This window comes from Paenarthrobacter sp. 10N417 (assembly GCF_056394745.1).
Genome location: NZ_JBFTIL010000024.1, coordinates 82,182 through 108,455, shown reverse-complemented (window position 1 = coordinate 108,455; position 26,274 = coordinate 82,182). Strand labels below are relative to the sequence as shown.

At 60.6% G+C, this 26,274-nt stretch carries 23 protein-coding genes and 1 pseudogene; 6 read left to right on the top strand and 18 right to left on the bottom strand.

Annotated features, from left to right (window positions below):
• From AC1DCM_RS22915 to AC1DCM_RS22885, 7 genes and pseudogenes are all read right to left on the bottom strand, one after another.
• Positions 1-290: pseudogene (locus tag AC1DCM_RS22915) on the bottom strand (pyridoxal 5'-phosphate synthase lyase subunit PdxS); the annotation flags it as partial.
• A 308-nt stretch (positions 291-598) separates the two neighbouring features.
• Complete coding sequence (gene pgsA, locus AC1DCM_RS22910; protein ID WP_309929787.1) at positions 599-1,210, bottom strand: phosphatidylinositol phosphate synthase; 612 nt, start codon at positions 1,208-1,210, stop codon at positions 599-601.
• Positions 1,200-1,793 carry an HIT family protein gene (locus AC1DCM_RS22905; RefSeq protein WP_224090593.1) on the bottom strand — a complete coding sequence of 198 codons (594 nt, stop codon included), beginning with the start codon at positions 1,791-1,793 and terminating at the stop codon, positions 1,200-1,202. Before AC1DCM_RS22905 ends, pgsA begins: the two co-directional genes overlap by 11 nt.
• Positions 1,794-1,811: 18 nt before the next feature.
• Positions 1,812-3,821, bottom strand: coding sequence for a threonine--tRNA ligase (gene thrS / locus AC1DCM_RS22900; protein WP_442018946.1), 2,010 nt, complete (start codon positions 3,819-3,821; stop codon positions 1,812-1,814).
• Between the two features lie 131 nt (positions 3,822-3,952).
• Positions 3,953-7,504 carry a DNA polymerase III subunit alpha gene (locus tag AC1DCM_RS22895; RefSeq protein ID WP_477519824.1) on the bottom strand — a complete coding sequence of 1,184 codons (3,552 nt, stop codon included), beginning with the start codon at positions 7,502-7,504 and terminating at the stop codon, positions 3,953-3,955.
• A gap of 3 nt (positions 7,505-7,507) precedes the next feature.
• On the bottom strand, positions 7,508-7,852 hold the full coding sequence (locus tag AC1DCM_RS22890; RefSeq protein ID WP_442006700.1) for a DUF6504 family protein: 345 nt from the start codon (positions 7,850-7,852) through the stop codon (positions 7,508-7,510).
• A gap of 79 nt (positions 7,853-7,931) precedes the next feature.
• Positions 7,932-8,987 (bottom strand): FAD-dependent monooxygenase, encoded by a 1,056-nt coding sequence (locus AC1DCM_RS22885; protein ID WP_477519823.1) that lies wholly within the window; start codon positions 8,985-8,987, stop codon positions 7,932-7,934.
• 58 nt (positions 8,988-9,045) lie between these two features.
• On the opposite strand from AC1DCM_RS22885, the gene AC1DCM_RS22880 reads away from it, so the two are divergent.
• Positions 9,046-9,585 (top strand): TetR/AcrR family transcriptional regulator, encoded by a 540-nt coding sequence (locus AC1DCM_RS22880; protein ID WP_477519822.1) that lies wholly within the window; start codon positions 9,046-9,048, stop codon positions 9,583-9,585.
• A gap of 45 nt (positions 9,586-9,630) precedes the next feature.
• Positions 9,631-10,020 carry a hypothetical protein gene (locus AC1DCM_RS22875; protein WP_442006697.1) on the top strand — a complete coding sequence of 130 codons (390 nt, stop codon included), beginning with the start codon at positions 9,631-9,633 and terminating at the stop codon, positions 10,018-10,020.
• Here AC1DCM_RS22875 and AC1DCM_RS22870 read toward each other — a convergent pair whose 3' ends face one another.
• A complete protein-coding gene (locus AC1DCM_RS22870; RefSeq protein ID WP_477519821.1) occupies positions 10,021-10,785 on the bottom strand; it encodes an SOS response-associated peptidase in 765 nt (254 codons plus the stop codon).
• Positions 10,786-10,933: 148 nt separating this feature from the next.
• Here AC1DCM_RS22870 and AC1DCM_RS22865 point away from each other — a divergent pair, with 148 nt between their 5' ends.
• Entirely contained in the window at positions 10,934-11,191 is a 258-nt protein-coding gene (locus AC1DCM_RS22865) for a mycoredoxin (protein WP_017197512.1), read from the top strand.
• 4 nt (positions 11,192-11,195) lie between these two features.
• Here the strand turns inward: AC1DCM_RS22865 and AC1DCM_RS22860 are convergent, their stop codons facing one another.
• The 4 genes from AC1DCM_RS22860 to AC1DCM_RS22845 all read right to left on the bottom strand — a co-directional run bounded on the left by AC1DCM_RS22860 (position 11,196) and on the right by AC1DCM_RS22845 (position 15,686).
• Positions 11,196-13,523 carry an FdhF/YdeP family oxidoreductase gene (locus tag AC1DCM_RS22860; RefSeq protein ID WP_477519826.1) on the bottom strand — a complete coding sequence of 776 codons (2,328 nt, stop codon included), beginning with the start codon at positions 13,521-13,523 and terminating at the stop codon, positions 11,196-11,198.
• Positions 13,524-13,589: 66 nt separating this feature from the next.
• Positions 13,590-14,363, bottom strand: coding sequence for a lipoate--protein ligase family protein (locus AC1DCM_RS22855; protein ID WP_477519820.1), 774 nt, complete (start codon positions 14,361-14,363; stop codon positions 13,590-13,592).
• Positions 14,363-15,166 carry a thioesterase family protein gene (locus AC1DCM_RS22850; RefSeq protein ID WP_477519819.1) on the bottom strand — a complete coding sequence of 268 codons (804 nt, stop codon included), beginning with the start codon at positions 15,164-15,166 and terminating at the stop codon, positions 14,363-14,365. Before AC1DCM_RS22850 ends, AC1DCM_RS22855 begins: the two co-directional genes overlap by 1 nt.
• Positions 15,167-15,197: 31 nt before the next feature.
• Positions 15,198-15,686 (bottom strand): DedA family protein, encoded by a 489-nt coding sequence (locus AC1DCM_RS22845; RefSeq protein ID WP_477519818.1) that lies wholly within the window; start codon positions 15,684-15,686, stop codon positions 15,198-15,200.
• 70 nt (positions 15,687-15,756) lie between these two features.
• Here AC1DCM_RS22845 and AC1DCM_RS22840 point away from each other — a divergent pair, with 70 nt between their 5' ends.
• Positions 15,757-16,719: a hypothetical protein gene (locus AC1DCM_RS22840; protein ID WP_477519817.1), complete on the top strand. Its 963-nt coding sequence runs from the start codon at positions 15,757-15,759 to the stop codon at positions 16,717-16,719.
• Here AC1DCM_RS22840 and AC1DCM_RS22835 read toward each other — a convergent pair whose 3' ends face one another.
• Both AC1DCM_RS22835 and AC1DCM_RS22830 read right to left on the bottom strand, forming a co-directional pair.
• On the bottom strand, positions 16,720-18,228 hold the full coding sequence (locus tag AC1DCM_RS22835) for an FAD-dependent oxidoreductase (protein WP_477519816.1): 1,509 nt from the start codon (positions 18,226-18,228) through the stop codon (positions 16,720-16,722). It lies immediately after the preceding gene.
• A 78-nt stretch (positions 18,229-18,306) separates the two neighbouring features.
• Positions 18,307-18,795, bottom strand: a complete 489-nt coding sequence (locus tag AC1DCM_RS22830; protein WP_477519815.1) for a DNA alkylation repair protein — start codon at positions 18,793-18,795, stop codon at positions 18,307-18,309.
• Between the two features lie 61 nt (positions 18,796-18,856).
• Here AC1DCM_RS22830 and AC1DCM_RS22825 point away from each other — a divergent pair, with 61 nt between their 5' ends.
• The gene (locus AC1DCM_RS22825; protein WP_477519814.1) at positions 18,857-19,960 is read left to right on the top strand and encodes a PDDEXK nuclease domain-containing protein; all 1,104 of its coding nucleotides are present in this window, start codon (positions 18,857-18,859) and stop codon (positions 19,958-19,960) included.
• A gap of 2 nt (positions 19,961-19,962) precedes the next feature.
• On the opposite strand, the gene AC1DCM_RS22820 is transcribed toward AC1DCM_RS22825, so the two are convergent.
• Positions 19,963-20,994 carry a dienelactone hydrolase family protein gene (locus tag AC1DCM_RS22820; protein ID WP_477519813.1) on the bottom strand — a complete coding sequence of 344 codons (1,032 nt, stop codon included), beginning with the start codon at positions 20,992-20,994 and terminating at the stop codon, positions 19,963-19,965.
• A 70-nt stretch (positions 20,995-21,064) separates the two neighbouring features.
• Here AC1DCM_RS22820 and AC1DCM_RS22815 point away from each other — a divergent pair, with 70 nt between their 5' ends.
• Complete coding sequence (locus AC1DCM_RS22815) at positions 21,065-22,342, top strand: HNH endonuclease (RefSeq protein WP_477519812.1); 1,278 nt, start codon at positions 21,065-21,067, stop codon at positions 22,340-22,342.
• A gap of 164 nt (positions 22,343-22,506) precedes the next feature.
• Here the strand turns inward: AC1DCM_RS22815 and nrdF are convergent, their stop codons facing one another.
• The 3 genes from nrdF to nrdI form a co-directional block, all read right to left on the bottom strand.
• Entirely contained in the window at positions 22,507-23,481 is a 975-nt protein-coding gene (gene nrdF / locus AC1DCM_RS22810; protein ID WP_477519811.1) for a class 1b ribonucleoside-diphosphate reductase subunit beta, read from the bottom strand.
• Between the two features lie 121 nt (positions 23,482-23,602).
• Positions 23,603-25,744: a class 1b ribonucleoside-diphosphate reductase subunit alpha gene (nrdE, locus tag AC1DCM_RS22805; protein WP_477519825.1), complete on the bottom strand. Its 2,142-nt coding sequence runs from the start codon at positions 25,742-25,744 to the stop codon at positions 23,603-23,605.
• Positions 25,745-25,755: 11 nt separating this feature from the next.
• Positions 25,756-26,226 (bottom strand): class Ib ribonucleoside-diphosphate reductase assembly flavoprotein NrdI, encoded by a 471-nt coding sequence (gene nrdI, locus AC1DCM_RS22800; protein WP_216925512.1) that lies wholly within the window; start codon positions 26,224-26,226, stop codon positions 25,756-25,758.
• Positions 26,227-26,274: the final 48 nt, after the last annotated feature.

The following is a 26,274-nucleotide window of genomic DNA, read 5'->3' as shown; positions in this document are numbered from 1 at the left end:
GGGGTCAGGACCTCGGACTCGTCGATGTAGTCCACGCCGAGGGACTGCAGGACCTGGGCTTCGACGAAGTGGCCGATGCGGGCCTTGGCCATGACCGGGATGGACACGGCGGCGATGATCTGATCGATCATGTCCGGATCTGACATGCGGGACACGCCACCCTGGGCGCGGATATCAGCGGGTACGCGCTCGAGTGCCATGACGGCGACGGCACCGGCGTCCTCGGCGATGCGGGCCTGCTCGACGTTAACGACGTCCATAATGACGCCGCCCTTGAGCATCTCCGCCATGCCCCGCTTAACGCGGCTGCTGCCCGTGACGCTGTTCGCGGACGAACCGGCTTCGTTGCTTACATCTGGTGTAGACACAAAAACCCCTATGGGTAGATAAACGACCTTTTCGCCGGTGGCTCGCGCAGCCACACGACCGCAGTCAGCGCACACCGGGTTTTCAGGTCAAGGTGACCAAGTACTAGTAATACTAGTCGCACGTTGCCCGGTGGCTGTACATTCATTACCGCATTCGGGGGCCAAGAAGAGGGCGACTATAGGACACCTGCACAACTGCCGCTGCTGGGCTCTGGTCACATGCCAGTTTCCTAGGCTTCGGCCATCGCTTGCTTGCGGACAGTCGCCATTCTTTGCACGATAGTGACCACACTGGCGAGGGCGAGAAGGATCAGGGTGGCGAAGAGCACCACTGCTGGAAGTCCCAGCCCTGTGAGCCCGGTGATGAGAAGCACCGAAGCTAAACGCTCTGCACGCTCGGCAATGCCAACGCTGGCTTGATAGCCCAGTGACTCGGCCTTTGCCCGCGCATAGGAAACCACCATGCCCAGTACCAGGCAAACGACGGCGGCAGTACCAATAGCCGGGTCCTCACCTTTGGTGAAGAACCAGATGGTCAACCCTGCAAAGATGGCGCCGTCCGCCAAACGGTCCAAGGTGGAATCGAGGAAGTTTCCCCAGCCGCCGCTTCGGCCTTGCAAACGGGCCATAATGCCATCCACGACGTCCGAGAACGCGAAGAACGCGACCACCACTGAACCCCACCACAGATATCCCAGCGGGTATAGAACCAGTCCGCCAAGAATGACTCCTGCTGTACCAGCCACGGTCACTGCGTCTGGAGATACGCCAATCTTGAGGAGCCAACGCGCCAGGGGTGTGAAAAGGGAAGTAAAGAAACCACGCGCATGCCTATTGAGCATTCGACTCCCCCGGCCAGGCTTCGGCCACCAGTTTGCGGACCTCGTCGAGTGTCTGCGTAATGGCCTTCGTCTGGGCGATGATCGGGAAGAAGTTTCCGTCCCCACCCCAGCGGGGTACAACGTGCTGGTGCAGGTGCGCGGCGATCCCTGCTCCACCGGTGACACCCTGGTTCATGCCCAGGTTGAAGCCGCTGGGGTTGGAGACCTTCCTCAGCACTCGCATGGCTGTCTGCGTGAGTTCGGAGAATTCCGCCGTCTCTTCCACCGTGATGTCCGTGTAGTCCGGAACATGGCGGTAGGGGCAGATCAGCAAGTGGCCTGGGTTGTAAGGGAAAAGGTTGAGCACCACATAGCAGGTCCTGCCACGGTAGACGATGAGTGATTCCTCATCGCTACGCGTGGGCCCAACACAGAACGGGCAGTCGTCCTTGTTCTTGAACTGATCCTGTCCGCCCTTGATGTAGGCCATGCGGTGGGGAGTCCACAGGCGCTGAAAAGCGTCCGGAACACCTGCCAAGCCGAAGTCATCGGTTACTTCGGCGTCGCCCGGAAGGTCAGCTGCCGCGCCTGTGTTCTCCTGCACCGTCTATTGTCCGTTCCGTCAGCTTTCGCGGTTCTTGACAGCGTCCACGATTCTGCGGACCGCCTCTGCCACGGGCACGCCGTTATCCTGGCTGCCATCACGGAAGCGGAACGAGACAGCACCTGCCTCGGCATCCTCACCGCCCGCGATCAGGACGAATGGGACCTTGTCCTTGCTGGCCGTGCGGATCTTCTTCGGGAAACGGTCTGAAGAAATGTCCACCTCTGCGCGGATTCCCGCGGCTTTCAGCTGGCCGACGACGTCGAACATGTAGTCATTGAATGCCTCGGCCACAGGGATGCCCACTACTTGGACGGGAGACAGCCATGCGGGGAAGGCACCGGCGTAGTGCTCGGTGAGAACGCCCATGAAGCGCTCCACCGAGCCGAAGAGGGCGCGGTGAATCATGACGGGACGCTGGCGCGTTCCATCCGCTGCCTGGTACTCCAGCTCGAAGCGTTCAGGCAGGTTGAAGTCCAGCTGGATCGTGGACATCTGCCAGGTCCTGCCGAGGGCGTCCTTTGCCTGGACGGAGATCTTCGGCCCATAGAATGCTGCTCCACCCGGGTCCGGTACCAGATCCAGCCCGGAGGCCTCCGCAACCTCGGCGAGTGTGCGGGTGGCTTCCTCCCAGGCGGCGTCGTCACCTACGAACTTTTCCTCGTTCTTCGTGGAGAGCTCGAGGTAGAAATCATCCAGGCCGTAATCCTTGAGGAGGCCAAGGACGAAGTTCAGTGTTGTGGTGAGTTCGTCCTTCATCTGCTCGCGGGTGCAGTAGATGTGGGCGTCGTCCTGTGTCATGCCACGGACACGGGTCAGTCCGTGCACAACACCGGATTTCTCGTACCGGTACACCGAGCCGAATTCGAACAGGCGCAACGGCAGTTCGCGGTAGGACCGGCCGCGTGAGCGGAAGATCAGGTTGTGCATGGGGCAGTTCATCGGCTTCAGGTAATAGTCCTGCGCGGGCTTTCGCACGGTGCCGTCTTCGTTGAGCTCGGCATCCACCTGCATCGGCGGGAACATGCCGTCCTTGTACCAGTCAAGGTGGCCGGAGACCTCGTAAAGGTGTCCCTTGGTGATGTGCGGGGTGTAAACAAACTCATAGCCGGCGTCCACGTGGCGCTGACGGGAGTAGTCCTCCATGGCCTTGCGGATGATGCCGCCCTTGGGGTGGAACACAGGAAGGCCCGATCCAAGTTCGTCAGGGAACGAGAACAGATCCAGCTCCACACCCAGCTTCCGGTGGTCGCGGCGTTCTGCCTCAGCGATGCGTTCCTGGTAAGCCTTGAGGGCTTCCTTTGTGGGCCATGCGGTGCCGTAGATTCGCTGAAGCTGCTGGTTGTTCTGGTTGCCCAGCCAGTATGCGGAGGATGAGCGCGTCAGCGCGAACGCGTTGGAGATGATCTTGGTGTTGGGCAGGTGCGGTCCCCGGCAGAGGTCGCACCAGACGCTTTCGCCGCTCTTGCGGTCCACATTGTCGTAAATAGTGATATCGCCGGCACCGACTTCAACGTTCACGCCTTCTCCGGCGTCGGCGGCGTCGTTCTTCTTGCCCAGCAACTCAAGCTTGTAGGGTTCGCCGGCCATGGCTTCGCGGGCTTCTTCTTCGGTGACCACGCGGCGAACGAACTTCTGGTTCTGGTTGATGATCTTCTGCATCATCTTTTCCAGCTGGCGCAGGTCTTCCGGGGTGAACGGCTCAGCGACGTCGAAGTCGAAGTAGAAGCCGTCAGTAATGTAAGGGCCGATGCCAAGCTTGGCATCAGGCCGCAGCTGCTGCACGGCCTGGGCCATGACGTGCGCGGTGGAGTGACGGAGAACGTTGAGTCCGTCAGGAGATTCAATGGTGACACCTTCGACGTCTGCGCCCTCGGTGAGGACCTGGTCAAGATCCTTCAGCACACCATTGACACGGGCAACAACGACGTCGCGGCGCTCGAAGAAGAGTTCCGCGCCGGTAGTCCCTTCCGTCACCTTGGTCTCTTCGCCATCGACGATGAGGGTGATCTGTTGGGCATCTGACACGGGTGTCTCCTATTCATAGTGAAGGCTTCATAGCTTGTGGCGTACGGGGACCACAGCCAGCCACCGTCAATCGTATCTGTTTCGACGAAGGCGGCCAAAGCAGCGCGCCGACGCCTGATTTACCTGCCTGTTCAGCTCCCCAACCCGGTAATGGCAAGGTTCCTGGAGATACCCTCAAGGGGTCCGGAATGAGTGAATTCAGGCGGAAGCCCGACGCCGGGTGGCAGGACTTCGCTAAACGGCAAAGTTTCGGGGCGGCTAAGGTCCCAGGCTTTGCTGGCACTGAGGCTGATTCCCTTGGGACCTGTTCTTCGCGTAGTTCCGCGGATCAGCAGAAGCCGGGTACCGAACAGGAGCGGACCCGATTCTTCCTGTGCTTCATGAAAGAAGACGGAGTCCACGCAGCCTGTACCGTCGTCGATGCTGATGAACACCACGCGGCGACCGCCACGCATGGGAGGTGTCTGCGTTGCGATCCGGACACCGGCAACCAGTACCTCGGTACCGTTGCGAAGCCCCAGGAGCTTATCGGCCGTGGTGACGCCAAGCTTGTCCAGCAATGGCCGATGGCTTTGCATAAGATGCTCACTCACATCCACTGCCATGAGATCAAGCTCTGCACGCACGTTCTCCACCATGCTGGGCTCAGGTAGTCCAGCAGCAAGGTTCCGCAACTCCACATCACCAAGGGGTAGGGATAATTGCCCTTCAATGACATCGTTGGCCTTTTTGGAGGGACTGGCCTGGAGTGCTTGCAAGTGCTGCACCAGATCGGCACGGTTTGCCGTTCCGCCGGCATCCCGGTGCAGGGCATCGAAGGCTCCGAGTTGGGCGAGTCTCTTGATATTCGGCTTGCTCACCCTTGCCCTTGCCCGGAGGTCCGCGAGGGAATCATAGGGTTGACCAGCTACTATCCGCTTCAGCTCCGCTCCCGACAGTCCATATATTCCGTTCAGGCTCAAGCGAATGCCGAGCTTGCCGGAATCCTTGCCTTCCTGGATTCTTTCCACTCTGTATTCAGCCTGGCTGCGATTAATATCCAAGGGCAGGATGGGAATACCCAAGCGGCGGGCCTCAGCAACCAGCAGCCGTTTGGGGTACATCCCTGGATCGTGTTCCCACAGCCCTGCAAGGAAGGCTTCAGGGTGGTGTGCCTTCAGCCACGCCGATTGATAGGTGGGCACAGCAAAGGCAGCTCCATGGGCTTTGCAGAAACCAAAGCTGCCGAAGGCTTTGAGGGTTCCCCATACTTTGTCCACGACGTCCGGGGAGTATCTCTTGATCGCTTCCCGACGGAAATACTTCTCTACTTCAGGTTCGCGGAGCTCATCACCCAAGGCCCTTCGAAACTCGTCCGCCCGGTCCAAACCACACCCCGTCATGACATGGAAGGTCTTCAGGATCTGCTCATGGAAAACCGTGACGCCATGGGTTTCCTGCAAAACGGGTTTCAGGTCCGGGTGCGGGTAGACCTCGGGTGCGAAACCATGCCGGTGTTCAAGGAAGGGGCGGACCATGTCCGACTTCATGGGTCCAGGGCGGAACAAGGAAATATCGATAATGAGGTCATTGAATTCGCGCGGCGCCATCTTCCCAATAAGCTCACGCTGGCCAGGGGATTCAATCTGGAAGCAGCCCAAGGTGTGGGTACTGCGGATCAACTCATAGGTGGGCTCGTCGTCGAAAGGCACCGCATTGAGATCAATCCTGCCGTCCTGGGCAATGTAGTCCGGGCCAGCGCCTCCCACCTCCACCGGGTGGTGGCCAGCAGCAACTACCTCAGCTTTGGACGGGTGCAGGCGGATGACCTCCCGCACCGCAAACGCCATGGCACTTTGCATCCGCACACCCAGGACATCCAGTTTGAGCATGCCCATGGGATCCATGTCGTGTTTATCGAACTGGCTCATCGGCAGCCCCAAACCGCTGGGCTGTACCGGGGTTCTGTCCAGGAGCGTGGCATCGCCCAGGATCACACCGCACGGGTGCATGGAAATGTGCCGGGGAAGGCGGTCCAACCTTTCAGTGAGATCCACCAGCAGGTCCAACTGCTGGTTTTCCTCCATGCCCCCAGGCCCTTCACGGCCAGCCTCCACCCTTCCGGCAAATTCTCGGAGTTCAGGCTTTTCAACCAATGCCTCCCTGAATTTACGCGCAGAAAATCGCCATAACTGCTTGGCAATTTCACCGATTTCACCATCGTCCATGCCAAGGGCCATGCCGGCATCGCGGACAGCACCACGGGCCCGGTACCCGTTCTGCATGCTCATCAGGGTCACCCGTTCGGCTCCGAAGCGCTCGAAGATCTTCCGGTAGACGTTGTGCCGTTCGGCGCTTTCGACGTCGATGTCAATATCGGGAAGGGTGGATCGGCGACCCGAGAGGAACCGTTCAAAAATGAGGTCATGCCGGATGGGATCCACTTGGCTGATGTCGATCAGATAGTTGACCAAGCTGGAGGCGCCGGAACCTCTGGCAGCTACCCGGACGCCCATCTCGATGATCATTCTGGATACTTCCGCAACAGTGAGGAAGTAGGAGGCAAAGCCGAGTTTGTCGATGATCCCCAACTCATGCTGCAACCGTGAGCGCATCTGTAATTCCGCATCGCCGTTGATGCCGGGGAAGCGGCGGGTGATTCCTGCCTCGCATCGTTGCGTGAGTTCCACCATGGGGTCACGGTCGATGCCGATGATGGAAGCTTCGGGAACAACGGGCTTTTTCCATCCCATGTCCAGGACGGGATCGATGCGGCATTTGTCGGCGAGCGCTTCTGTGTTGGAGAGCAGCTTGTTCAGCCCTGCCGCTCCTTGCCCTGCGGCGCCCATGATTTCCTTGCCGAGTTGGTGCATTTGTTGGGCGTTTTTCAACCAGCCTTGCCCTGTTGGTTGCAGCTGCCCTGTTGGTTGGAGCAGGCCGGTTGGTTGCAGCTGTGGGGCCGATGAGAGTTCGGGGAGGGATTTTAGTGTGCGTGCTGAGTCCAGGACGTCTGCGGTGGGGGCGCCGTCCTGGGCGCAGTAGCGGACGGCGTTGCTGAGAATGGCGGGGATGTTGTATTCGAGGGCGAGTTTGAGCATGCGTACTGCGTGGGATGTACTGAGGGGTTCTCCTGGGGCGCTGAGGTGGGATACGGTTTCGGCGACCATTGTTCCGGGGGGCATGGCGTCGATCCATTGTTTGAAAAGTGTGCGGGGGCGAAGATATTTCCGCCCTCCCATGGCGCGGCCCACATCGGAGTCCGGTCCTATGAGGACGGTTAGCACGGGTTTGAGGGTTTTTGGGTCCAGTGTGCGTGATGCGAGTTCTGCCCGTGTTACGGCGACGGGCACCACTCCCCCGGCCTTGCCGGAGGTGCGGGCATGGGCGTCTGAGACGAGTCGGCAGAGGGCGCGGTAGCCGGCGCCGTTGTTGTTGCCGTGGGCGAGTACGACGACGCGGCCCGCTACTTGGGTGCGGTGGTCGCCGTCGTCGTCGAAGATGGCGAGATCCACGCCGATGATGGGGTCGATACCGGCGTCCATGCATGCTTTGAGGTGTTTGATGGTGCCGTACAGGCCGTCCCGGTCAGTACAGGCGAGCGCTGTTGCGCCGTCTCCTGCGGCCGACTGGGCAAGTTCGTCTGGCCAGGAGACGCCGTAGTGGGCGCTGAAGGCTGTGGAGACGTGCAGGTGTGTGAAGCTCAAGGTTCAGGCGGCTTCGTCTGGTTCGACTGCTTGGGCCGGTGCGGCGTCGTGGATGCGTAGAAGCCGCCAGCGGCCGCTGGCGAGGTGGCGGACGAGGTCAAGGGTGATGGTTTTGCTGGTTTGCCCTTCGTCCTGCGGGCGCTGGAGTTGGACCCGCCAGATCTCGTGATCCACCAAGCCTGCGCCGCTTCCCAGTGGGGCCCGGCTTTCTTCTACCCACCATTGGCGTCGTTCGTACCATCTGAGGGGTTCGTTGGTGACGAGGTAGTGGGTTCCTTTCCACTGGATTTCCTGCGGTTGGCCTGTATCCGTGCAGATGACGTCCACGGACTCGCTGAAAAGCCCCATATCCACACTCCTTGCCTGGTGAAATTCGTTCGAATGTATGTTCGAATATCTCCAGTTTACGTCGCCCCTCCGGCAAAACCTACTGGGAAGTTTTGCTCCTTCCGGGCGCTTTGGACTTTTGCTTGGCAGCAAGGTCCAGCAGCTTGTCGCGGAGGGGTTGCGCACCTTCTGCGAGCGCCACGCGCATCATCAGGGATGAGCCGATGCGGTATTGCTGGGTCCGAAGAACGCGTTGACGGTTGTACGCCTTGAGGGCTTGGTACAGGGGCAGGGTGTTGACCAGCTTGCCCAAGGTGACGGCGTCTATCAGTGATTCGCAAGCGCCTCGTCCGAGGTTGGGTGCCATGGCGTGGGCCGCGTCGCCGATGAGGACCACATTGCCCCGGGAATAACGCCATAGTGGCGGGGTGATCCAAATGCGTTGCGCCAATGATGTTTCGGGCGTCGCTGCTTGCAGGACATGCTGGATGCCTTGGGAGTGCCCGGCGTAGCGGCGGCGCGCAACTGCCAAGGCTTCGCCGACGTCAATTCCCTCGGGCCCCATCCGGGAGCGGAAGGACGCATACCAGTTTGTTCCGCCGCTTGAAGGGCCTATGCCAAAGAGGTCCCCGCGCCCCCAGTACTCACCTATGGTTTCGCTGCCCGGCTCTTGGGCAATGACGCCTCGAACGGCGAGGTAGCGTGTCAGCTTGGCCGAACGTGCTTGGCCCCACACGGAGCGCCTCACCATGCTGCGCACCCCATCTGCCGCCACTGTCAGGTGGGCGTCGCTTGGAACCGCATCCAGCTTTTCGATGCGTCGTTGGACTGTTGAGGGTACGGCTGAGTCCAGGAGTCGCAGGAGCGTGTGGCGGGCGACGCCCACAAGATTCTGCCCTTCCACACTTAACCACGGCACCCCTGTGGCACTCCGGAGCGCGCCGCCCCTGATGACGGGGCTGCTTTCCCGGACGGCGCCAAGGATCCCCAACGAGGCCAGGGCCTCCTGGGCTTCGGGCCACATGGCCAGGGTTGTTCCTACCGCCGGGAGGCCGGCCCGATGTTCGTACACGGTGACGTGGAACTGGCTGCGATCCAGAGTTCCTGCCAGGGCGAGGCCTGCTATGCCACCACCGACGATATCCACTTTTTTCATGCTGCCAATGTACTACTACATTTGTAGTAATAACGAGGTTAAAGACTAGACTTTCTCCATGCCGGACAGACGAACCGATCTTGCCGACGCCGCCCTCGCCGTGGTCGCCGCCAAAGGTCTCAAGGGACTGACCCATCGGGCCGTTGACGCCGAAGCTGGCGTGGCCGTCGGAACGACCTCCAATTACTTCCGCAACCGTGCCGCTTTGGTAGCTGCCGCCGTCGACCGCGTTGAAGAACGGGATTCGCTCCTGCTGCAGCAGCAGGGTGGGTCCGAATTCCCGACGTCGGTAGCCGCCTTGGCGGAACAACTCGCGGGAGCGCTGCTCGGGCTCGCAAAAAACCACGCTGAACTGACCCGGGCACGGTTCGCCTTTGCCCTGGACCAGCCCGAGGTAGTGGCCGCCGGGCACCAGAGGATGCTTTCAGCTCTTGAACAGATGCTCGACTCACTGGGAATTCCTGGCCCAAGGGCCCGCGCAGAAGCCGTATCGGACTACGGCGACGGGTTGGCCCTGCACCTCCTGACGGCACGCAGCGGCCAGGCGATGGACCAAACCACAGTCGCGGCCAATGTGCGGCGACTCTTGGAGGGATGAAGCAAAGGGGTGGACGCGGGCGGGTCCACAGAGCAGGATTGTGGCATGAGTACCAATGACGCACTCCTGAAGCAGGTCAGTATCTCCGCCGCCGATGACAACCTCGTTGCGAGATTCGAAATCGAAGGCAACATACCGGGCTCCGGCGCTTATGTCGTGGGCCTTGTTGCTGCCAGCGAGGACTATTCCTCCCAACGCAGGCTGGGCATTGAGTTCATGAATGGAGAAGCGATCTCGTTCTACTCCTTCAACCACTCACTCAGTGCCGAGGAAAACTATGACATCAAGGGCGTGGAACACTCCGGCAACGTGATCACGGGGAACTTTCCGATGTCCGCCATCCATGGACTCAGTAAGGGCCACGTCATGACGGCCTTCAGCGAGGCGGACGGCCGCGATTTCCAGGCCGGCGTACCGGTCACGGAAGCGCTCTAGCTAGAAAAGGCCCTCCACCGGTTCAATGAGTTCCGGTGAGTTGTTGCGGACATTTCCGACCGCTTGCCCCACAGCGTCGAGCGTCCAGTCAGCAGCGGCATCGTGCGCCCTTGAGCGGACCATGTCCACCAAACCGGCCGCATCGTCCTGGCGTGGATCCAGCCAGGCCTCCATCGTTTCCCTGCTCATGGGCAAGGGAACCCGGTCATGCAGAACAGTCAGCTCGTCAAAGACGGAGGCACTGCGGCGCGTGCGGGCCGATTCGGACGTCGGAGTATCGGCAGTGATGATGGACATGGACAACAGCCACCGGTCGGGGTCGTCGTTGGACATCGACTGGTCCCGCCACCACTCATACAGGCCGGCGAAGACCAGCCCCTCACCATTCGCGGGATGCACGTAGTAGGGCTGCTTGGACTTTCCCTCACCCTTCTTCCACTCGTAATACCCATCAGCGGGAACAGCGCAGCGCCTGGCCGCAGCAGCCTTTCGGAACGACGGCTTCTCCAGGAGAGTCTCACTGCGCGCATTGATCAGGCGCGCGCCACCTTTGGGATCTTTCGCCCATGAGGGCACCAACCCCCAACGCGCAACATGCAACTGCCGCTTCAATCCATCGTCCACGAGCCTTTCCAGCACAATCGGAACAGCATCCGTTGGAGCCACATTCCACGATTTTTCCAGGGCGATCTCGTTTTCAAGTTCGGCATCAAAGTCAGCCAGCAGATCCCCCACGGCACGGGCCATTACATAACGTCCACACATGGGAACAGTCTGCCGTGTCGCTCAAGGACGCACCAGCCCGGAATGTGACGTAACCCCGATTCCCGGCCTCACGGGAATTATTGGGCTGCGGGTTACGGTTGTTACCAACGAATCACCCGTGGAAACGACCAATACTGAGGAGAGCTCTGTGGACTTCACTCCCGACTCCGGCACCATCACCATGTTCTCGACCACCTGGTGCGGCTACTGCAACCGCCTGAAGAAGCAGCTCGACGCCAAGGGCATCGGCTACACCGAGATCAACATCGAAGAAGTAGATGGCACGGCCGAACTTGTCGAGCAGCTCAACGGAGGCAACCGCACCGTCCCCACCGTCCTGTTCCCGGACGGAACCGCAGCAACCAACCCTTCTGCTTCCGAGGTAGAAAACCGCCTCGCAGCCTAAGCATTCACTTCCGCTGCCCGGCTGCCGCCTCGAAAATCGGGGCGGTAGCCGGTTCCAGACGAATAATCACAGACTTCGACGCCGGCGTATTGCTGCCTTCCGCTGTTGAATCCAGCGGCACCAACACATTCGCCTCCGGATAGTAGGCCGTGGCGCAGCCCCTGGCACTGGGGTACGCCACTAAACGCAACTGATGAAGCACTCGGTCAACGCCGTCGTCGGCTTCACTGTGCACATCCACATACGCGCCATCCTGGAAACCCAATCCCGCCAGATCCTCAGGGTTCACCAACAAGACCATGCGGCCTTTCTTGATGCCACGGTAACGATCATTCATGGAATACGTCGTCGTATTGAACTGGTCATGGGACCGCACAGTCTGAAGGAGCAGTCTGCCCGGCGGCACTTCAATGGTTTCCAGGTCATTGACAGAAAACATGGCTTTTCCCGTTGCTGTGGGGAAAGTCCGGGAATCCCTGGGGCCGTGTGGAAGCACGAAACCGTCGCGCTCGCGGATGCGGGCATTGAAATTATCAAATCCAGGCACCACATGGGAAATGTGGTCACGGATGGTGTCATAGTTGCGCCTCAGACCGGCCCAATCCACCGGAACCTTGTGGTCAAGAACCGCCTCGGCCAGCCGGCTGACGATCGCCACTTCGGAGAGAACGTCCGGAGCGATGGGTTCCAGCGTCCCGGCGGAGCGGTGCACGGCGCACACGGTGTCCTCTACCGTGACAAACTGTTCAATCCCGTCCTGCTTGTCGATTTCGGTGCGGCCAAGGGTCGGAAGGATCAGGGCCTGCTCCCCCACCACTACGTGGGAGCGGTTCAGCTTGGTGGAAATCTGAACAGAGAGCCGGGTCTTTCGCACAGCCTGCTCAGCAACCGTGGTGTCCGAGATCGCATGGACCAGATTCCCGCCCAACGCGACGAGTATCTTGATCCTTCCATCCCGCATTCCACGGATGCTGTCCACGGAATCGACGCCAGCCTTCCGTGGCGGGTCAAAGCCAAACTCATCCCGCACGGCGTCAAGGAACCGCGGCGGCATCTTCTCCCAAATACCCATGGTCCGGTCACCCTGGACATTGCTGTGTCCACGGATCGGCGAAGGGCCAGCGCCCGGTTTGCCAATGTTGCCGCGGAGCAGAAGAAGATTAATGATCTCCTTGATGGTGGGCACTGCCTTCTTATGCTGGGTCAGTCCCATGGCCCAGGTGATGATGACCCTGTCCGCGTGGATGTACCTGTCAGCAAGTTCATCGATTTCTGCGCTGGTCAGGCCGGTGGCGGCAAGAACGTCCCGCTCCTGCAAAGTTGCGAGGTGGGCGGCGAAACCAACAAACCCCTGGCAATGCTCATCGATGAACGGGCGGTCCAACACCGAACCCGGCGCCGCTGATTCGGCATCCAGGACACGCTTGGAAACAGCCTGCAGCAGCGCCATGTCTCCGGCGAGCCTGATCTGCAGGAACTGGTCAGCCAAGTCAGTTCCCTTACCAACCAGGCCTCGAACACGTTGCGGGTTCCGGAAATTGATCAGGCCAGCCTCAGGCAGCGGATTAACAGCGACGATGGACGCACCCGCGAGTTTCGCTTCCTCCAGCGCCGTCAGCATCCGCGGATGGCAGGTTCCTGGGTTCTGCCCCATGATGATGATCAGGTCCGACTTCGCGAAGTCCGTATACGTGATGGCCGATTTGCCCACGCCGATGGTCTCGCCCATGGCAAGGCCAGTGGACTCGTGGCACATGTTGGAACAATCCGGGAGGTTGTTGGTCCCGAAAGCCCTGACGAAAAGCTGGTACAGGAACGCTGCTTCATTGCTGGTGCGTCCACTGGTGTAAAACGTGGCCTGATTTGGATCATCAAGGGCGTTCAACTCGTTTGCAATCACGTCGAAGGCCCGCTCCCAGCTGACGGGTGCGTAGTGGTCCGAGCCTGCCGCCTTATACACCGGCTCCACCAGCCGGCCCTGTTGGCCCAGCCAGTACTCGGATCGGGATTCCAGGGAACTCAGCGGATTCGCGGCCCAAAACTCCGTGGGGATCCTCAGCGGCTCTGCTTCCCAGCCGATTGCCTTGGCTCCGTTTTCACAGAATTCTGCAGCCTTGCGTTCCGGTGGATCGGGCCAAGCACAGCTCATGCAGTCGAAACCGTCTTTTTGGTTGACCGCCGTGAGGGTCTTCCAGGCGCGGGAAGGGCCCATATGGGCCATCGCATGGGGCAGGGTTTCGCTGAGGCTGGGCAAACCAGCGGCCGACCTCTTGGGCTCGCTGATGCTCAGATCGACGTCGGTATCCTGAACTGGGTGCTTCTTCCGGCCCATCATTCCACCAGGTTTCGTGTGGTTAGGTTCCTGATTCCCTCAGCGTAAACCCGGCCCCCAGCAGGCTCAACCAGCCAGGAGAGTGCGGAAGTCGCCGTCGACCACGTCTGCGTAGCCGCGGTAAGCGTCAACCACAGCGTCCTCCACAGTCTTGACGTCCAGGTGGGGCAGCAGGTCATTTGCAGCACCGGCGGTAGCAGGATCCCAGTCCAAGCCCAGTGCTGCGTAGCTCGCCGTCAGGACGTCACGGATGGGGCCGGAGTTCTCCACCACAATCACAGAGCTGAACAACCAGCCTCCGGACACCACCCGTTGGGCCGTGCCAATGAGCTTGATGCGATGGGCGGGAAACTCCGCGTCCTCCCCGTGCACGCTGAACTCCCCGGGGCAGTACTCCCCCGGGATCTCCCCGACGGCGGCATGGACACCGACGCTGCGAAGCGCACCTGCCAGCAACTCACCGAACTCCGCGAAGCGGGCTTTTGCACGGACGATCGCGTCAGGGTGCGGCTCAATATGATCAATCACCAAGGTGCCCTGGTGATACGCCGCCGCACGTCCGCCGGCCTTCCGCACGAGAGGTTCGAAGCCGAGCTCCCGGCAGGCATCCTCAGCTGCGCTGAAGCCGGGCAGGTTCGCATCGCGCTGGCCAAAGGCAACGGTGGGCTGCGGGCGGTACAAGCGCAGGGAGGGACCCAATTGCCCGCTGCGGGCTCGTTTCAGCAACTCCAACGCAAAATCAAGATCCTCAGCAGCACCGAGGGTTTCCTCTTGGCGGTAGACGGTGAGCTTGGAGCGGTCGCCGACGCCGCCGTCGGACTCGTTCCTTGCTTCGCTCATCAGCTTTTCCTCAGCGTCAGGATTTGCTCGGCCCTGCCGAAAGGTCCGTTGATGTCATGGAGCACGCTGGACGTCAGGCCGATGCCATCGGCTCCGAAGGAGACCTTGTTGTCCAGCCCGAGCCACTCGCCCTGAGGCGCACGGTACATGTGGATCTGCAGATCCACGTTGGGGAAGATGTAGCTGTTCTCGCCCGGCGGGACCCGTGCGGCGATGCCGTTGGCTGTATCGACCAATCCCATCAGCCGGGCAAGATCGCTGCTGTCTTCCTTGTCCGTCAAAGGATGCATGGTCCGGATCCACACCCTGCCCGAACCCGGCCTGTGGCCTTCGCCGATACGCATTTCCAGGGAACGGATGTAACCCCCGGGCCAGACGCTGGCACCATCCCACAACTTGCATTCGTCCGCGGCGGGCATGGCCTCGTCTTCGAACGCCGCCACCGCGCTCGTATCGCTGGTGATCATGCGCCACGCCGCGGCACGAATCGCCACCCGCCCCCCGGCGGAAAGCTCAGCCTGGATAAGTTCAATGGTTCGTCCCGGTCTCAACGTTGAGGTGGTCACTTGAAACTCGCCGCCGGGGATCAGCCCCAGGATCTCGTAGCTGATACGCGCCATACGGACGTCGTCACGGGGCTCATGCCTCAGGAGGGCGTCAGCCATGATGCCCGAGGCAGGGGCCATGTGTTGTTCGTGCGGATTCCAGGCACCTTGGGCATGAATCGTGGAGCGGTAGCGGCCCTCACCCAACGATTCGTAGTAGAAGTTACCCTCCGCCAGTTCCGGTAATGAAGTAGTCAACCCGAGCCTTTCGCAGATCCAGCAGTAGAACTCAGACCACTGTATCCGCTGATTTGGCAGCCGCCCGACGCCGCCGGGCAACGACCGCCCACACCATCACGGCGACCACAGCCGTCACTAACAACCCGGCACCAACCGGCGACGCCGCAGCTACCGCAAGCCACGCCTCAAGTGCAGCGAGTCCGATAGTTGCATACAGCAACGCCCAGATGATGGAGCCCAGGACGGCAGCGGGGAGATAGCGGCGCAACGGCATCCTCGCTGCCCCGGCGGCCAGGTTAACGGCGGTCTGCAGGCCAATGGTCAGGAAGGACAGCACGACGGCGTACGGTCCCCAACGCTGAATGAGGGCTTGGGCCTGGGCTGCTTTGGGCCGTTGGAGCGACGCCCCGAAGCGCGTGTGGGCGAATCCGGCAACCGCTCCACGACCCAGCCAGTACGTGACATTGACGCGGATCATGACAATCGCAAACAGCGCCGCAAGCGCGACGCCAAAGGGCAAGCTCATGATCTGGTCCACGTGACTTAGGCTACCCTAAGCGCTGCGGTGTCGTGGACGGGGTCAGCACAAGCGCACCTAGGATGAAGTCATGGATCTCCGCGATGCCGCCCAACAGTTATACGCCGCGCTTCCGCGTGAATTCACTGCGGAGCGGACAGCCTTGGCACGACAAGCAAAGGAGGCAGGTGAGAAGGACCTCGCGAAGGAGATCGGCAGCTTGCCAAAGCCCGCCGCCGGCGCCTGGGCCATCAACATGCTTGCCGTCCACCAACCCGAGGTGATTGACGGCGTCGTGCGTTTTGGCGCGTCCCTCCGTGCAGCACAAGAGGAGGGAGACGCTGAAGCCTTCCGTGAACTTGGCCAGCAGCGCCAAGGCCAACTGACCTCGGCCGTGCACGCGGCAAAGGACCTGGCGAGCGGGCTGGGAGCGCCGCTCAGCGCGGCCGGTGCTGCCGACGTCGAGCAGACGCTTCGGGCAGCAATGGCCGACGCCAGTGCCGCAGCCGCGGTGACGACCGGACGGCTGGTGCGCGGACTAAGTAGCAGCGGCTTCGAGTCCGTGGACCTGACAGATGCCGTCGCTGCAACAAATCCCGATGAAATCCCGGATGTAGGCGAACTGCCAAAAGTGAAGTTGCCCGCCGAACCCAGACCGGCACGCCAGAGCAAGAAGAAACAAGAGCCGGAGCCGAAAGAGAAAGCACCTGCGGAAACCCCAACATCCCTGGCCGAACGCCGGGCCCAAAAGCGCCAGGCCGCGTTGGAAGAAGCCCGCACCGAGTTTGAGGCAGCCGATCAGGAAGCCAGGGAGGCCGAAGACGCCGCATCCACAGCGTGGAATGTTGTCAAGGAAGTCGCGGGCAGGCGCTCGGATGTCGAGGCCGAGATCGCCGAGGTCAAGAAGCGTTTGGCTTCCCTCGAAGCTGAACTGATCGGCATCACGCGGGACGCGGAAGCCGCTGAGTCGCAGAAGAAGCTGGCAGTCCGCGCCGCCACCCAGGCGCGACGCACCGCGGACCAGGCCCGGCGGCGCGTCGAACGGCTGGCGTAGTCAGTCCTTCTTCTTTAGTGGCGACTTCTGCAGGTTGTGGGTTGCCGGTCCTTCGAGATACTTGCCGTCGGGTGCGTACCTGGAGCCGTGCAGGGGGCAATCCCAGGATTTCTCGGCGTCGTTCCAGCTCAGCAAACCTCCCAAGTGGGCGCAGCTCGCCGAGACCATACAGACGTTGCCATCAACGGTAGACACAGCTGCCGGCTCACCCTTGTAAAGTCCGACGACGCCGCTCCCCTCCGGTGGTCGGGTCTGGTCCGTGATCTCGGGGTTGCTTCTGACCTTGGCCTTGTCCTCGACCATGCGTTTGGCGACGCTGGCATTGAGGCGAACAGATTCCAATGCGCCCTGGGGCGACGTAACGCGGTGGTGTATGACCTTGGCCCAATCAGACTGGCCGCCCAGAATGTCCGCAGTAATGGACAGCGCGGCAGCGACTCCGTTGCTCATGCCCCACTTGTTGTAGCCAGTGCCGAAGAAGATCCGGCCGTGGCCCCGGGGCATTTTGCCGAAGAAGGGAACGAGGTTGGTTGGCCGGTAGTCCTGGGCAGACCACGTATGGGTGACCTCCGCGCCCGGATAATGCTGGTTGGCCCAGGCGAGAAGGTCATCCAGGTGGGCCTTGGGTGAGGCCGCCCGGCCTCCCGTATGTCCATAGCCGCCTACCAGCAGCAACTCACCCTCCGGCGTCGGGTGAGTGCGTTGGGAACGTGTGGGTGGATCAATGCTCAGGTACATTCCGCTCGGTGGCGGGGTTTCACCTGGAAGCCGAAGTGCTGCCGCATAAGAGCGGTTGGGTTCGAGCTTGGCGAAATAGAGTCCGCGGTCCAGGATCGGCGTGCCCGTGGCAATGACGACTGTGTCCGCGGTGAAGGCGCCTTTTCGGGTGGATACTTCCACCGGAAGGTCAGAACCCACATTCTGCACCTGGACACCTTCGACGATTATTCCGCCGTGCTCCCGGATATCCCTTGCAAGCGTTTCCAGGACTTCCATGGGGTGGATCTGCGCTTGGTCATCAAGTTCCAGTGCCTCAACCACGGGGAACGGCAGGCCTGGGTCACGGCTGAAATGTACGTCCAAGCCGGCATCCCGTGAAACTGCGGCCTCCTTGCGAAGCCGCTGACCGCCGTCGTCGCTGGTTGCGAAGGTGACTGCCGTCCGGCGCTGAAACGGGACGCCCTGCTCTTCCATGTACCGCATCAGCCATGCCTGTCCAGTGCGGTTCGCCTCCACGTAGGCTTGCACCACTTTCAGGGAGTACTGGCCTCGCAGGCCCGAGAGTGCCCCTCCCTGCAGGAGGCTTAGTTTGCCAGTGGTGTTTCCGGTAGTTGCAGCGCCAAGGGTGCGCGCTTCCAAAACTGCCACACGCTGTCCCGATCTGGACAAGAGCAGGGCCGTCACCATTCCTGTGAGCCCTGCGCCCGCCACTATTGTGTCGAAGTGCTTTTCATCGGGGATTGCATCGGACGTGAAGCTGGATTCCCTGTCCAACCACAGCGATTTCATCGAACAACCTGCCTCTCAATTCACGGAATTGGTGCCTGGCATGCGTTGATGAAACGGTAAGCCGGTGGCTGCGGCTAATCAAGGGGTCGAGCTGTCCGTGGCGAGCTGCGCGGCCCGGCGGAGCCATGGATCCATGTCCCGGGACCAGCGCTCCAGAACACGTGCAGCGCGTTCCTTCGCCTGTCCTTCAAGCCTCTCGAACAGTGGTTTGACCACGTCTACCGCCAAAGGACCTGTCAGTTCCTCCGTGCCGGCCTGCCTGATGAAGCCCTCAATGCGGGTCAGGTCTGTGTTGACCAGGACCCCTACCTTGGTTTGCAGCAGCACAACAGCAGCGAGCCTGCGCTCAAAGACCGGTTCATCCCATAGTTCCGAACTCAGCGCCGTGATGTCGTCATGGCCCAGATTCTTGTGGCGCTTCAGGGCGTCCCGCACCGTTCCTCTCACCGCACCAACCGATGCCCCGTAGACCTTCATTCCACCCAGGCGTTCGCGGGCTTCCATGGCCTTCTCCCAGGACGATTCACGCTGCAGCGTGAAGTCCACAAATTCACCGGCTTCACTCACCTGTCCATTCTGTCAGTGCCTCCCCTTAGCGTGAGGGCAATAGCAATCGACAGGAGAAAATATGCCTTCGCAAGAGCTCGTCAGCGGAACCGCGGAAACCACAGCGTCGTTCCCGGGCGTCCCGGCCGCGGCATCGATGCCCGACTGGTATCCCGCCCTGCTCAACACTGTGGCTCAAGAGGTCCGGACAGGCCGCACGCGCGCTCTGGCGGCAGCGAACAGCGAGCTCCTGAATTCCTACTGGAGCATCGGCCGGCAACTTGCCGAGCGCGAATCGCAGGAGGGCTGGGGCGCCAAAGTGGTCACCCGATTGTCCGCCGACATCCGAACCCGTTTCCCCTACGCAAAGGGTTTCTCCCCCAGGAACCTGCGGTACATGAAGAGCTTTGCCCAGGCATGGCCCGAGTTTCCAATGTTGCAAGCGCCGCTTGCAACATTGCCCTGGTACCACCAGATCGCACTCTTGGAAAAGCTCGACGACGCCGCCACGCGCCTCTGGTACGCAGCGGCAGCTGCACAACATGGATGGTCGCGCAACGTGCTGACGCACCAGATCGAGACCCGCCTGCACGAGCGTTCCGGGCAGGCCATCACCAATTTCAAAACCACTATGGTTCCTGCCGATTCAGACCTCGCCCAGCAGGCAACCAAGGATCCCTACGTCTTTGACTTCCTGGCCATGACCGACCGTCGGAGCGAACGGGAACTGGAGCTTCAACTGGTGCAGCACGTGGAGAAATTCTTGTTGGAGTTGGGTCAAGGCTTCGCGTTCGTTGGTGAACAGGTGCGATTGGAGATCGCCGGCGACGAATTCTTCGCAGACTTACTCTTCTACCATTTGAAATTGCGCTGCTACATGGTCATTGAGCTGAAGGCCGTGAAGTTCGAACCCGGGTTCCTGGGCCAGTTGGGCATGTACATGGCCGCCGTCGACGACCTCATGGCCCATCCCGATGACAAACCGACTATCGGCCTGCTGCTATGTAAGGAAAAGAACAGCGTGGTTGCCGAGTACGCCCTGCGTGGCTTCAACGCTCCAGTGGGGATCGCGGAGTGGCGAACCTCCATTGCCGAGTCCTTGCCCGACGAATTTGTTACCAGCCTGCCCAGTATCGAAACGTTGGAAGCTGAGCTCGCCAGCCAAGCCCCCAGTCTGCCGGACTGACCTCAGACGTTGTCCTTGAACCAGGCCAAGGTGTCGTTCCAGGCCTCCGTGGCCTGGGCCTCGTTGTAGCGATCGCTTGTGTCGTTATGGAATGCATGGTCCACGCCCGGGTACACCTTGAGCTGGTGCTTGACCTGCGTCGCATCCAATGCGTCCTTCAACTGCGGCATGGAGCCGGTGATCCGCGCGTCTTTTTCAGCGTAGACACCGAAAACAGCGGGCTTGATGGTGGGGACCTTCGCAAGGTCCGGGGCGGGACCGTAGAACGCAGACGTTGCCTTCAACCCCGGGATCTCAGTCGCTGCCTGCCAGGTGATGCCTCCACCAAAACAGTAGCCGACCATGGCAATGCGGCCCTTGTCCACGAACTCCTGGCCGTTCAGATACTCGAATGCTGCCTGGAAGTCGCCAACGTGGCGCTGGGCGCCGGCCTTGGTAAGTGCACCCGGGACGGCGTCCGGATCCATGGATGCGGTGCCACCCTCCCTACTCAGGAGGTCCAGCGCCAGAGCCGCGTAGCCTTCCTTGGCAAAGCGCCGGGCGACGTCCTGGATGTGTGGCGTGAGGCCGCGGTTTTCATGACAGATCAGGACGGCCGGACCCTTTTGGCTTCCCTCGGGCCGGGCCAGGTACGCACCGATTTCAGTCCCTCCGGAATCGAACTTCACCGTGGCTGTCGCCAGGCCCGCTGTCCCTTCCGGCACTGTCAGCGGACTCTTGGCATTTGGGACGGCTGTCGTGTTTCCTGAACTTGCTGATGCCGTGGACGTTGGCATGGGGTCCCCGGTCTTTGGCACCTCGTCCGGCGTACACCCCACCAGGGTCATAGCCGCCGCGGCCGCGGTCATGCTTCCCATCATGAACGCCACGCGCCTGGTGAAAGTCCCGTGGGACATTTCGCCCGAGCGGTAATCGTCGTAGAACTCTTCGATCAAGTACTTTTCAAACTTCTCAAGCTGAACCATGACGTCCTCCCGAAGTTGGGCAGTATCTTCCTCTGCTGGAAGGACGCGGGCAAGGGCAGGAGGGTTCACCTACAGATTCGATCTGCTGCCAAAGTTCCGGGCGGTAAAAACGGTCGGTGGCTACTGACATAGTAAAAACATGAGCCGGAGTCAGCAGATACAAGCCACCCAAGCGGTCGCTTCGCTGCCTGCACGTGCTCATGCAGGCAACGTCAGCGGTGACCTGATAGATCAGCTGCGTGTTCTTGAGGACATGAAGTCTGCGATCTCAAGTTTGCAAGCGAAAATAGCCGTGGCCTTTGACCTTGCCCAGCGCCAGGAGCGCGCAGAGTCCGGAGTTCCAGGGGCTGAACGAAGCCAAGGTGTGGCGGCGCAGATCGCGCTCGCCCGGCGTGAATCACCAAACAAGGGTTCCCGGCTTCTGGGACTGGCCAAGGCGCTGGTGTCGGAGATGCCGCGCACTATGGCCGCCCTGGAGTCGGGAAAGCTCAACGAATGGCGCGCCACACTCCTCGTGAAGGAAACAGCGTGCCTCAGTGCTGAAGATCGCTGCGCAGTGGACGAGGAACTCGCCCCGGATGCGGGCACGTTCGATGGTGCCGGCGACAAGACCATCATCGCCGCCGCAAAAGCCGCGGCCTACCGTCTTGATCCTCGTTCCGTGACGCAACGGGCTGCCCATGCGGCATCGGAACGGCATGTCAGCCTCCGCCCGGCACCGGACACAATGACGATCCTCACAGCGCTACTCCCGGTCGCCCAAGGCGTTGCTGCATACGCCGCGCTCACCCGCCATGCAGACTCAGCACGCTCCGACGGGGACAGCCGGCCCCGGGGACAGGTCATGGCGGACACGCTCGTCGAACGCATCACCGGTTCGCCCGCAGGGTTCGCTGGGATCGACCTTCAACTCGTTATGACCGACCGCACCTTGCTACAAGGCGACAGCGAACCCGCAAGACGTACTGGCTACGGCGTCGTGCCCGCAGAATGGGCCAGAGAGCTCCTAACCAGCGGTGAGAGCAGGACAGATCAAGACGTCAGCATTTGGCTGCGACGACTCTTCACGGCACCAAGCACGGGCGAGCTCCTTGCCACCGACTCCAGGGCACGTTTCTTCCCCACGGGCATGAGACGGTTCATCGAAACCCGCGACCACACCTGCCGCACGCCATACTGCGACGCCCCCATCCGCCATTACGACCACATCCTGCCGTGGGCCAAAGGCGGTAAAACCACACTGAATAACGCTGCCGGGCTTTGCGAACGATGCAACCACACCAAGGAAAACCCCGGATGGAGCGTCAGACCAGAACCCGCAGAGAGACACACGCTGAAGGTCACCACGCCCACCGGGCACAACTACCACTCAACGGTTCCGCCACTGCCAGGCTATGAACGAACCCGGGTTCATTAAGGAAGTTTCGAGTCAATTGGCATGGTCCTACTGGAGCTGCCTGAGCTCTAGCGCGCATACGTCGTGCCCCGGATACGTGCCTTCCACAACTGCGCTCTTAACAACAAAACCCCACACGCCAGCACAGCGTAAGGGGCTTTGAAGATACCAAGAACTAAATCCGTTTAGAACTCCCAGTCCTCATCTTCCGTGTTGACAGCTTTGCCAATCACGTAGGAGGAACCCGAGCCGGAGAAGAAGTCGTGGTTCTCGTCAGCGTTCGGGGAGAGTGCCGACAGGATGGCCGGGTTCACGTCAGTGACGGAAGCCGGGAACATGGCCTCGTAGCCCAAGTTCATGAGGGCCTTGTTGGCGTTGTAGTGCAGGAACTTCTTGACGTCCTCGGCCAGGCCGACGCCGTCGTAAAGGTCGTGCGTGTACTGGACTTCGTTTTCGTACAGCTCAAAGAGCAACTCGAACGTGTAGTCCTTGATTTCCTGCTTGCGGGCCTCGGAAACCTTCTCCAGGCCCTTCTGGAACTTGTAGCCGATGTAGTAACCGTGCACGGCTTCGTCGCGAATGATGAGGCGGATGAGGTCGGCCGTGTTCGTGAGCTTGGCTCGCGAAGACCAGTACATGGGCAGGTAGAAGCCTGAGTAGAACAGGAAGCTCTCCAGCAGCGTCGAAGCCACTTTGCGCTTCAGGGGATCGTCGCCCCGGTAGTAGTCCATGACGATCTGAGCCTTCTTCTGCAGGTTCTCGTTCTCGAGCGACCAGCGGAAAGCGTCGTCAATCTCCTTGGTGGAGCACAGCGTGGAGAAGATGGACGAGTAGGACTTCGCGTGCACCGACTCCATGAAGGCGATGTTGGTATACACGGCCTCTTCGTGCGGAGTCAGTGCATCCGGGATCAGCGAAACAGCCCCGACTGTGCCCTGGATGGTGTCCAGCAGGGTGAGGCCAGTGAAAACACGCATGGTGAGCTGCTGCTCATCCGGCGTCAGCGTGTGCCACGACTGGACGTCGTTGGACAGCGGCACTTTCTCCGGCAGCCAGAAGTTGTTGACCAGTCGGTTCCAGACTTCCACGTCCTTGTCGTCCTGGATCTTGTTCCAGTTGATTGCTTCGACGTGGCTAAGCAGCTTGACCTTTTCGGTCATTTCATCCCCTTTAGCGTTGGGTTCTTTAAGGTAAGCCTACGACGGCGGGTGGAAACCCGCCGTCGTAATCTTTAGTTTTGAGTGCGGCAACTGCCGCAGGAAATCAACCAATCCAAGTTGATTAGAGCGCGCAGCTTACGCAGCCCTCCACCTCGGTCCCTTCGAGGGCCATCTGGCGGAGACGGATGTAGTAAAGGGTCTTGATGCCCTTGCGCCATGCGTAGATCTGCGCCTTGTTGATGTCGCGCGTGGTCGCGGTGTCCTTGAAGAACAGCGTCAGGGACAGGCCCTGGTCCACGTGCTGCGTTGCAGCTGCGTAGGTGTCGATGATCTTCTCGTAGCCGATTTCGTACGCATCCTGGTAGTACTCCAGGTTGTCGTTGGTCAGGTACGGAGCCGGGTAGTAGACGCGGCCAATCTTGCCTTCCTTGCGGATTTCAATCTTGGCGGCCACCGGGTGGATCGACGACGTGGAGTTGTTGATGTAGCTGATGGAACCGGTGGGCGGAACGGCCTGCAGGTTCTGGTTGTAGATACCATGCTCCATGACGGAAGCCTTGAGCTCACGCCAGTCATCCTGAGTAGGAATGTGGTGGCCGGCGAAGAGCTCGCGGACGCGCTCCGTTGCCGGAACCCATTCCTGCTCCGTGTACTTCTCGAAGAACTCGCCGGAGGCGTAGGTGGACTTTTCGAAGCCGCCGAACTTCTGGCCGGTCTCGATGGCCAGACGGTTGGAGGCCCGCAGAGCGTGGAACAGCACCGTGTAGAAGTAGATGTTGGTGAAGTCCAGGCCCTCTTCGGAACCGTAGTGGACGTGCTCGCGGGCAAGGTAGCCGTGGAGGTTCATCTGGCCAAGGCCAATCGCGTGGCTCTGGGCGTTGCCCTGGGCGATGGACGGCACCGAGTTGATGTAGGACATGTCCGAAACGGCGCTGAGGGCGCGGATGGACGTCTCAATGGAGAGACCGAAGTCCGGCGAGTCCATGGTCTTGGCGATGTTCATGGAACCAAGGTTGCAGGAAATGTCCTTACCCACGGTCTCGTAGCTGAGGTCTTCCGCGTAGATGGACGGCGAGGAAACCTGCAGGATCTCCGAGCACAGGTTGCTCATGGTGATCTTGCCGTCGATCGGGTTGGCCCGGTTCACGGTGTCCTCGAACATGATGTACGGGTAGCCGGACTCGAACTGGATTTCGGCGAGAGTCTGGAAGAACTCACGGGCGCTGATCTTGGTCTTCTTGATCCGCGAATCGTCAACCATCTCGTAGTACTTCTCCGTGACGGAAATGTCGGAGAAGGGGACACCGTAGACGCGCTCCACGTCATACGGGGAGAAGAGGTACATGTCCTCGTTCTTCTTGGCGAGCTCGAACGTGATGTCCGGAACCACAACGCCCAAGGAGAGCGTCTTGATGCGGATCTTCTCGTCGGCGTTCTCACGCTTGGTGTCCAGGAAGCGGTGAATGTCCGGGTGGTGGGCGTGCAGGTAGACGGCACCTGCACCCTGGCGGGCACCAAGCTGGTTGGCGTAGGAGAAGCTGTCTTCGAGGAGCTTCATCACGGGGATGACACCGGAGGACTGGTTTTCGATCTGCTTGATCGGGGCGCCGTGCTCACGGATGTTGGTGAGCGAAAGGGCTACACCGCCACCACGCTTGGAGAGCTGCAGTGCGGAGTTGATGGCGCGGGCAATCGACTCCATGTTGTCTTCGATGCGGAGCAGGAAGCAGGAGACCAGCTCACCGCGCTGGGCCTTGCCGGCGTTCAGGAAGGTGGGGGTCGCGGGCTGGAAACGGCCGTCGATGATTTCGTCAACAAGGCGGCTGGCAAGTTCTTCGTTACCGCGGGCAAGGTGCAGGGCAACCATGCAGACGCGGTCTTCGTAGCGCTCAAGGAAACGCTTGCCGTCAAACGTCTTCAGTGTGTAGGACGTGTAGAACTTGAAGGCGCCAAGGAAAGTCTCGAAGCGGAACTTCTTCTTGTATGCACGGTTGAAGAGCTCACGGATGAAGTTCATCGTGTACTGGTCGAGGGTTTCGCGCTCGTAGTACTGGTTCTTCACCAGGTAGTCGAGCTTCTCTTCCAGGTCGTGGAAGAACACGGTGTTGTTGTTCACGTGCTGCAGGAAGTACTGGTGCGCGGCTTCACGGTCGGCTTCAAACTGGATCTCGCCGTTGGGGCCATATAGGTTCAGCATGGCGTTGAGCTCGTGATAGCCCAGGCCCTTGTAGGCCTCCGGCAGTGGCTTCTTGGCCGTTTCCACAGCGCCCCCGGTTACTTCTGTTTCTGCGACAGTAGTGTCCAAAACTTTTCCAATCCTTGATTGACCCGATCGACGTCTTCCGGCGTCCCCATGAGTTCAAACCTGTAGAGATGCGGCACGTTGCACTTGGCGGCGATGATGTCCCCCGCTGCGCAATAGTTGTCCGCGAAGTTGGTGTTTCCTGCACCGATAACACCACGGATCAGTTCCCTGTTCCGTGGGTTGTTGAGAAACCTGATGACCTGCTTTGGCACTGAACCTTCGCCGTTCGTCCCGCCGTAAGTCGGCAGGACGAGGACAAAGGGTTCAAGTGCTTGAAGCGGGGCATCGTGCGCATAAAGCGGGATGCGCGCTGCATCCCTGCCCAATTTCTGGACAAAGCGCTTGGTGTTCTCAGATGTCGAGGAAAAGTAGATGAGGTGACTCCTCGTGGTCACAGTGTCCGTGTCACTGCGCACGGATGCCGTTGCCAGCGGTGCCATGGAAGTCACCTCGACTACATAGGAATTCTTGCTTGCTGTGGTGGCGAA

Coding starts and splice junctions, on each gene's coding strand:
- pgsA (WP_309929787.1), bottom strand. CDS start 1,210: ATGCTCAATAGGCATGCGCGTGGTTTCTTTACTTCCCTTTTCACACCC.
- AC1DCM_RS22890 (WP_442006700.1), bottom strand. CDS start 7,852: ATGGGGCTTTTCAGCGAGTCCGTGGACGTCATCTGCACGGATACAGGC.
- AC1DCM_RS22885 (WP_477519823.1), bottom strand. CDS start 8,987: ATGAAAAAAGTGGATATCGTCGGTGGTGGCATAGCAGGCCTCGCCCTG.
- AC1DCM_RS22880 (WP_477519822.1), top strand. CDS start 9,046: ATGCCGGACAGACGAACCGATCTTGCCGACGCCGCCCTCGCCGTGGTC.
- AC1DCM_RS22875 (WP_442006697.1), top strand. CDS start 9,631: ATGAGTACCAATGACGCACTCCTGAAGCAGGTCAGTATCTCCGCCGCC.
- AC1DCM_RS22870 (WP_477519821.1), bottom strand. CDS start 10,785: ATGTGTGGACGTTATGTAATGGCCCGTGCCGTGGGGGATCTGCTGGCT.
- AC1DCM_RS22860 (WP_477519826.1), bottom strand. CDS start 13,523: ATGGGCCGGAAGAAGCACCCAGTTCAGGATACCGACGTCGATCTGAGC.
- AC1DCM_RS22855 (WP_477519820.1), bottom strand. CDS start 14,363: ATGAGCGAAGCAAGGAACGAGTCCGACGGCGGCGTCGGCGACCGCTCC.
- AC1DCM_RS22840 (WP_477519817.1), top strand. CDS start 15,757: ATGGATCTCCGCGATGCCGCCCAACAGTTATACGCCGCGCTTCCGCGT.
- AC1DCM_RS22835 (WP_477519816.1), bottom strand. CDS start 18,228: ATGAAATCGCTGTGGTTGGACAGGGAATCCAGCTTCACGTCCGATGCA.
- AC1DCM_RS22825 (WP_477519814.1), top strand. CDS start 18,857: ATGCCTTCGCAAGAGCTCGTCAGCGGAACCGCGGAAACCACAGCGTCG.
- AC1DCM_RS22815 (WP_477519812.1), top strand. CDS start 21,065: ATGAGCCGGAGTCAGCAGATACAAGCCACCCAAGCGGTCGCTTCGCTG.
- nrdF (WP_477519811.1), bottom strand. CDS start 23,481: ATGACCGAAAAGGTCAAGCTGCTTAGCCACGTCGAAGCAATCAACTGG.
- nrdI (WP_216925512.1), bottom strand. CDS start 26,226: ATGGCACCGCTGGCAACGGCATCCGTGCGCAGTGACACGGACACTGTG.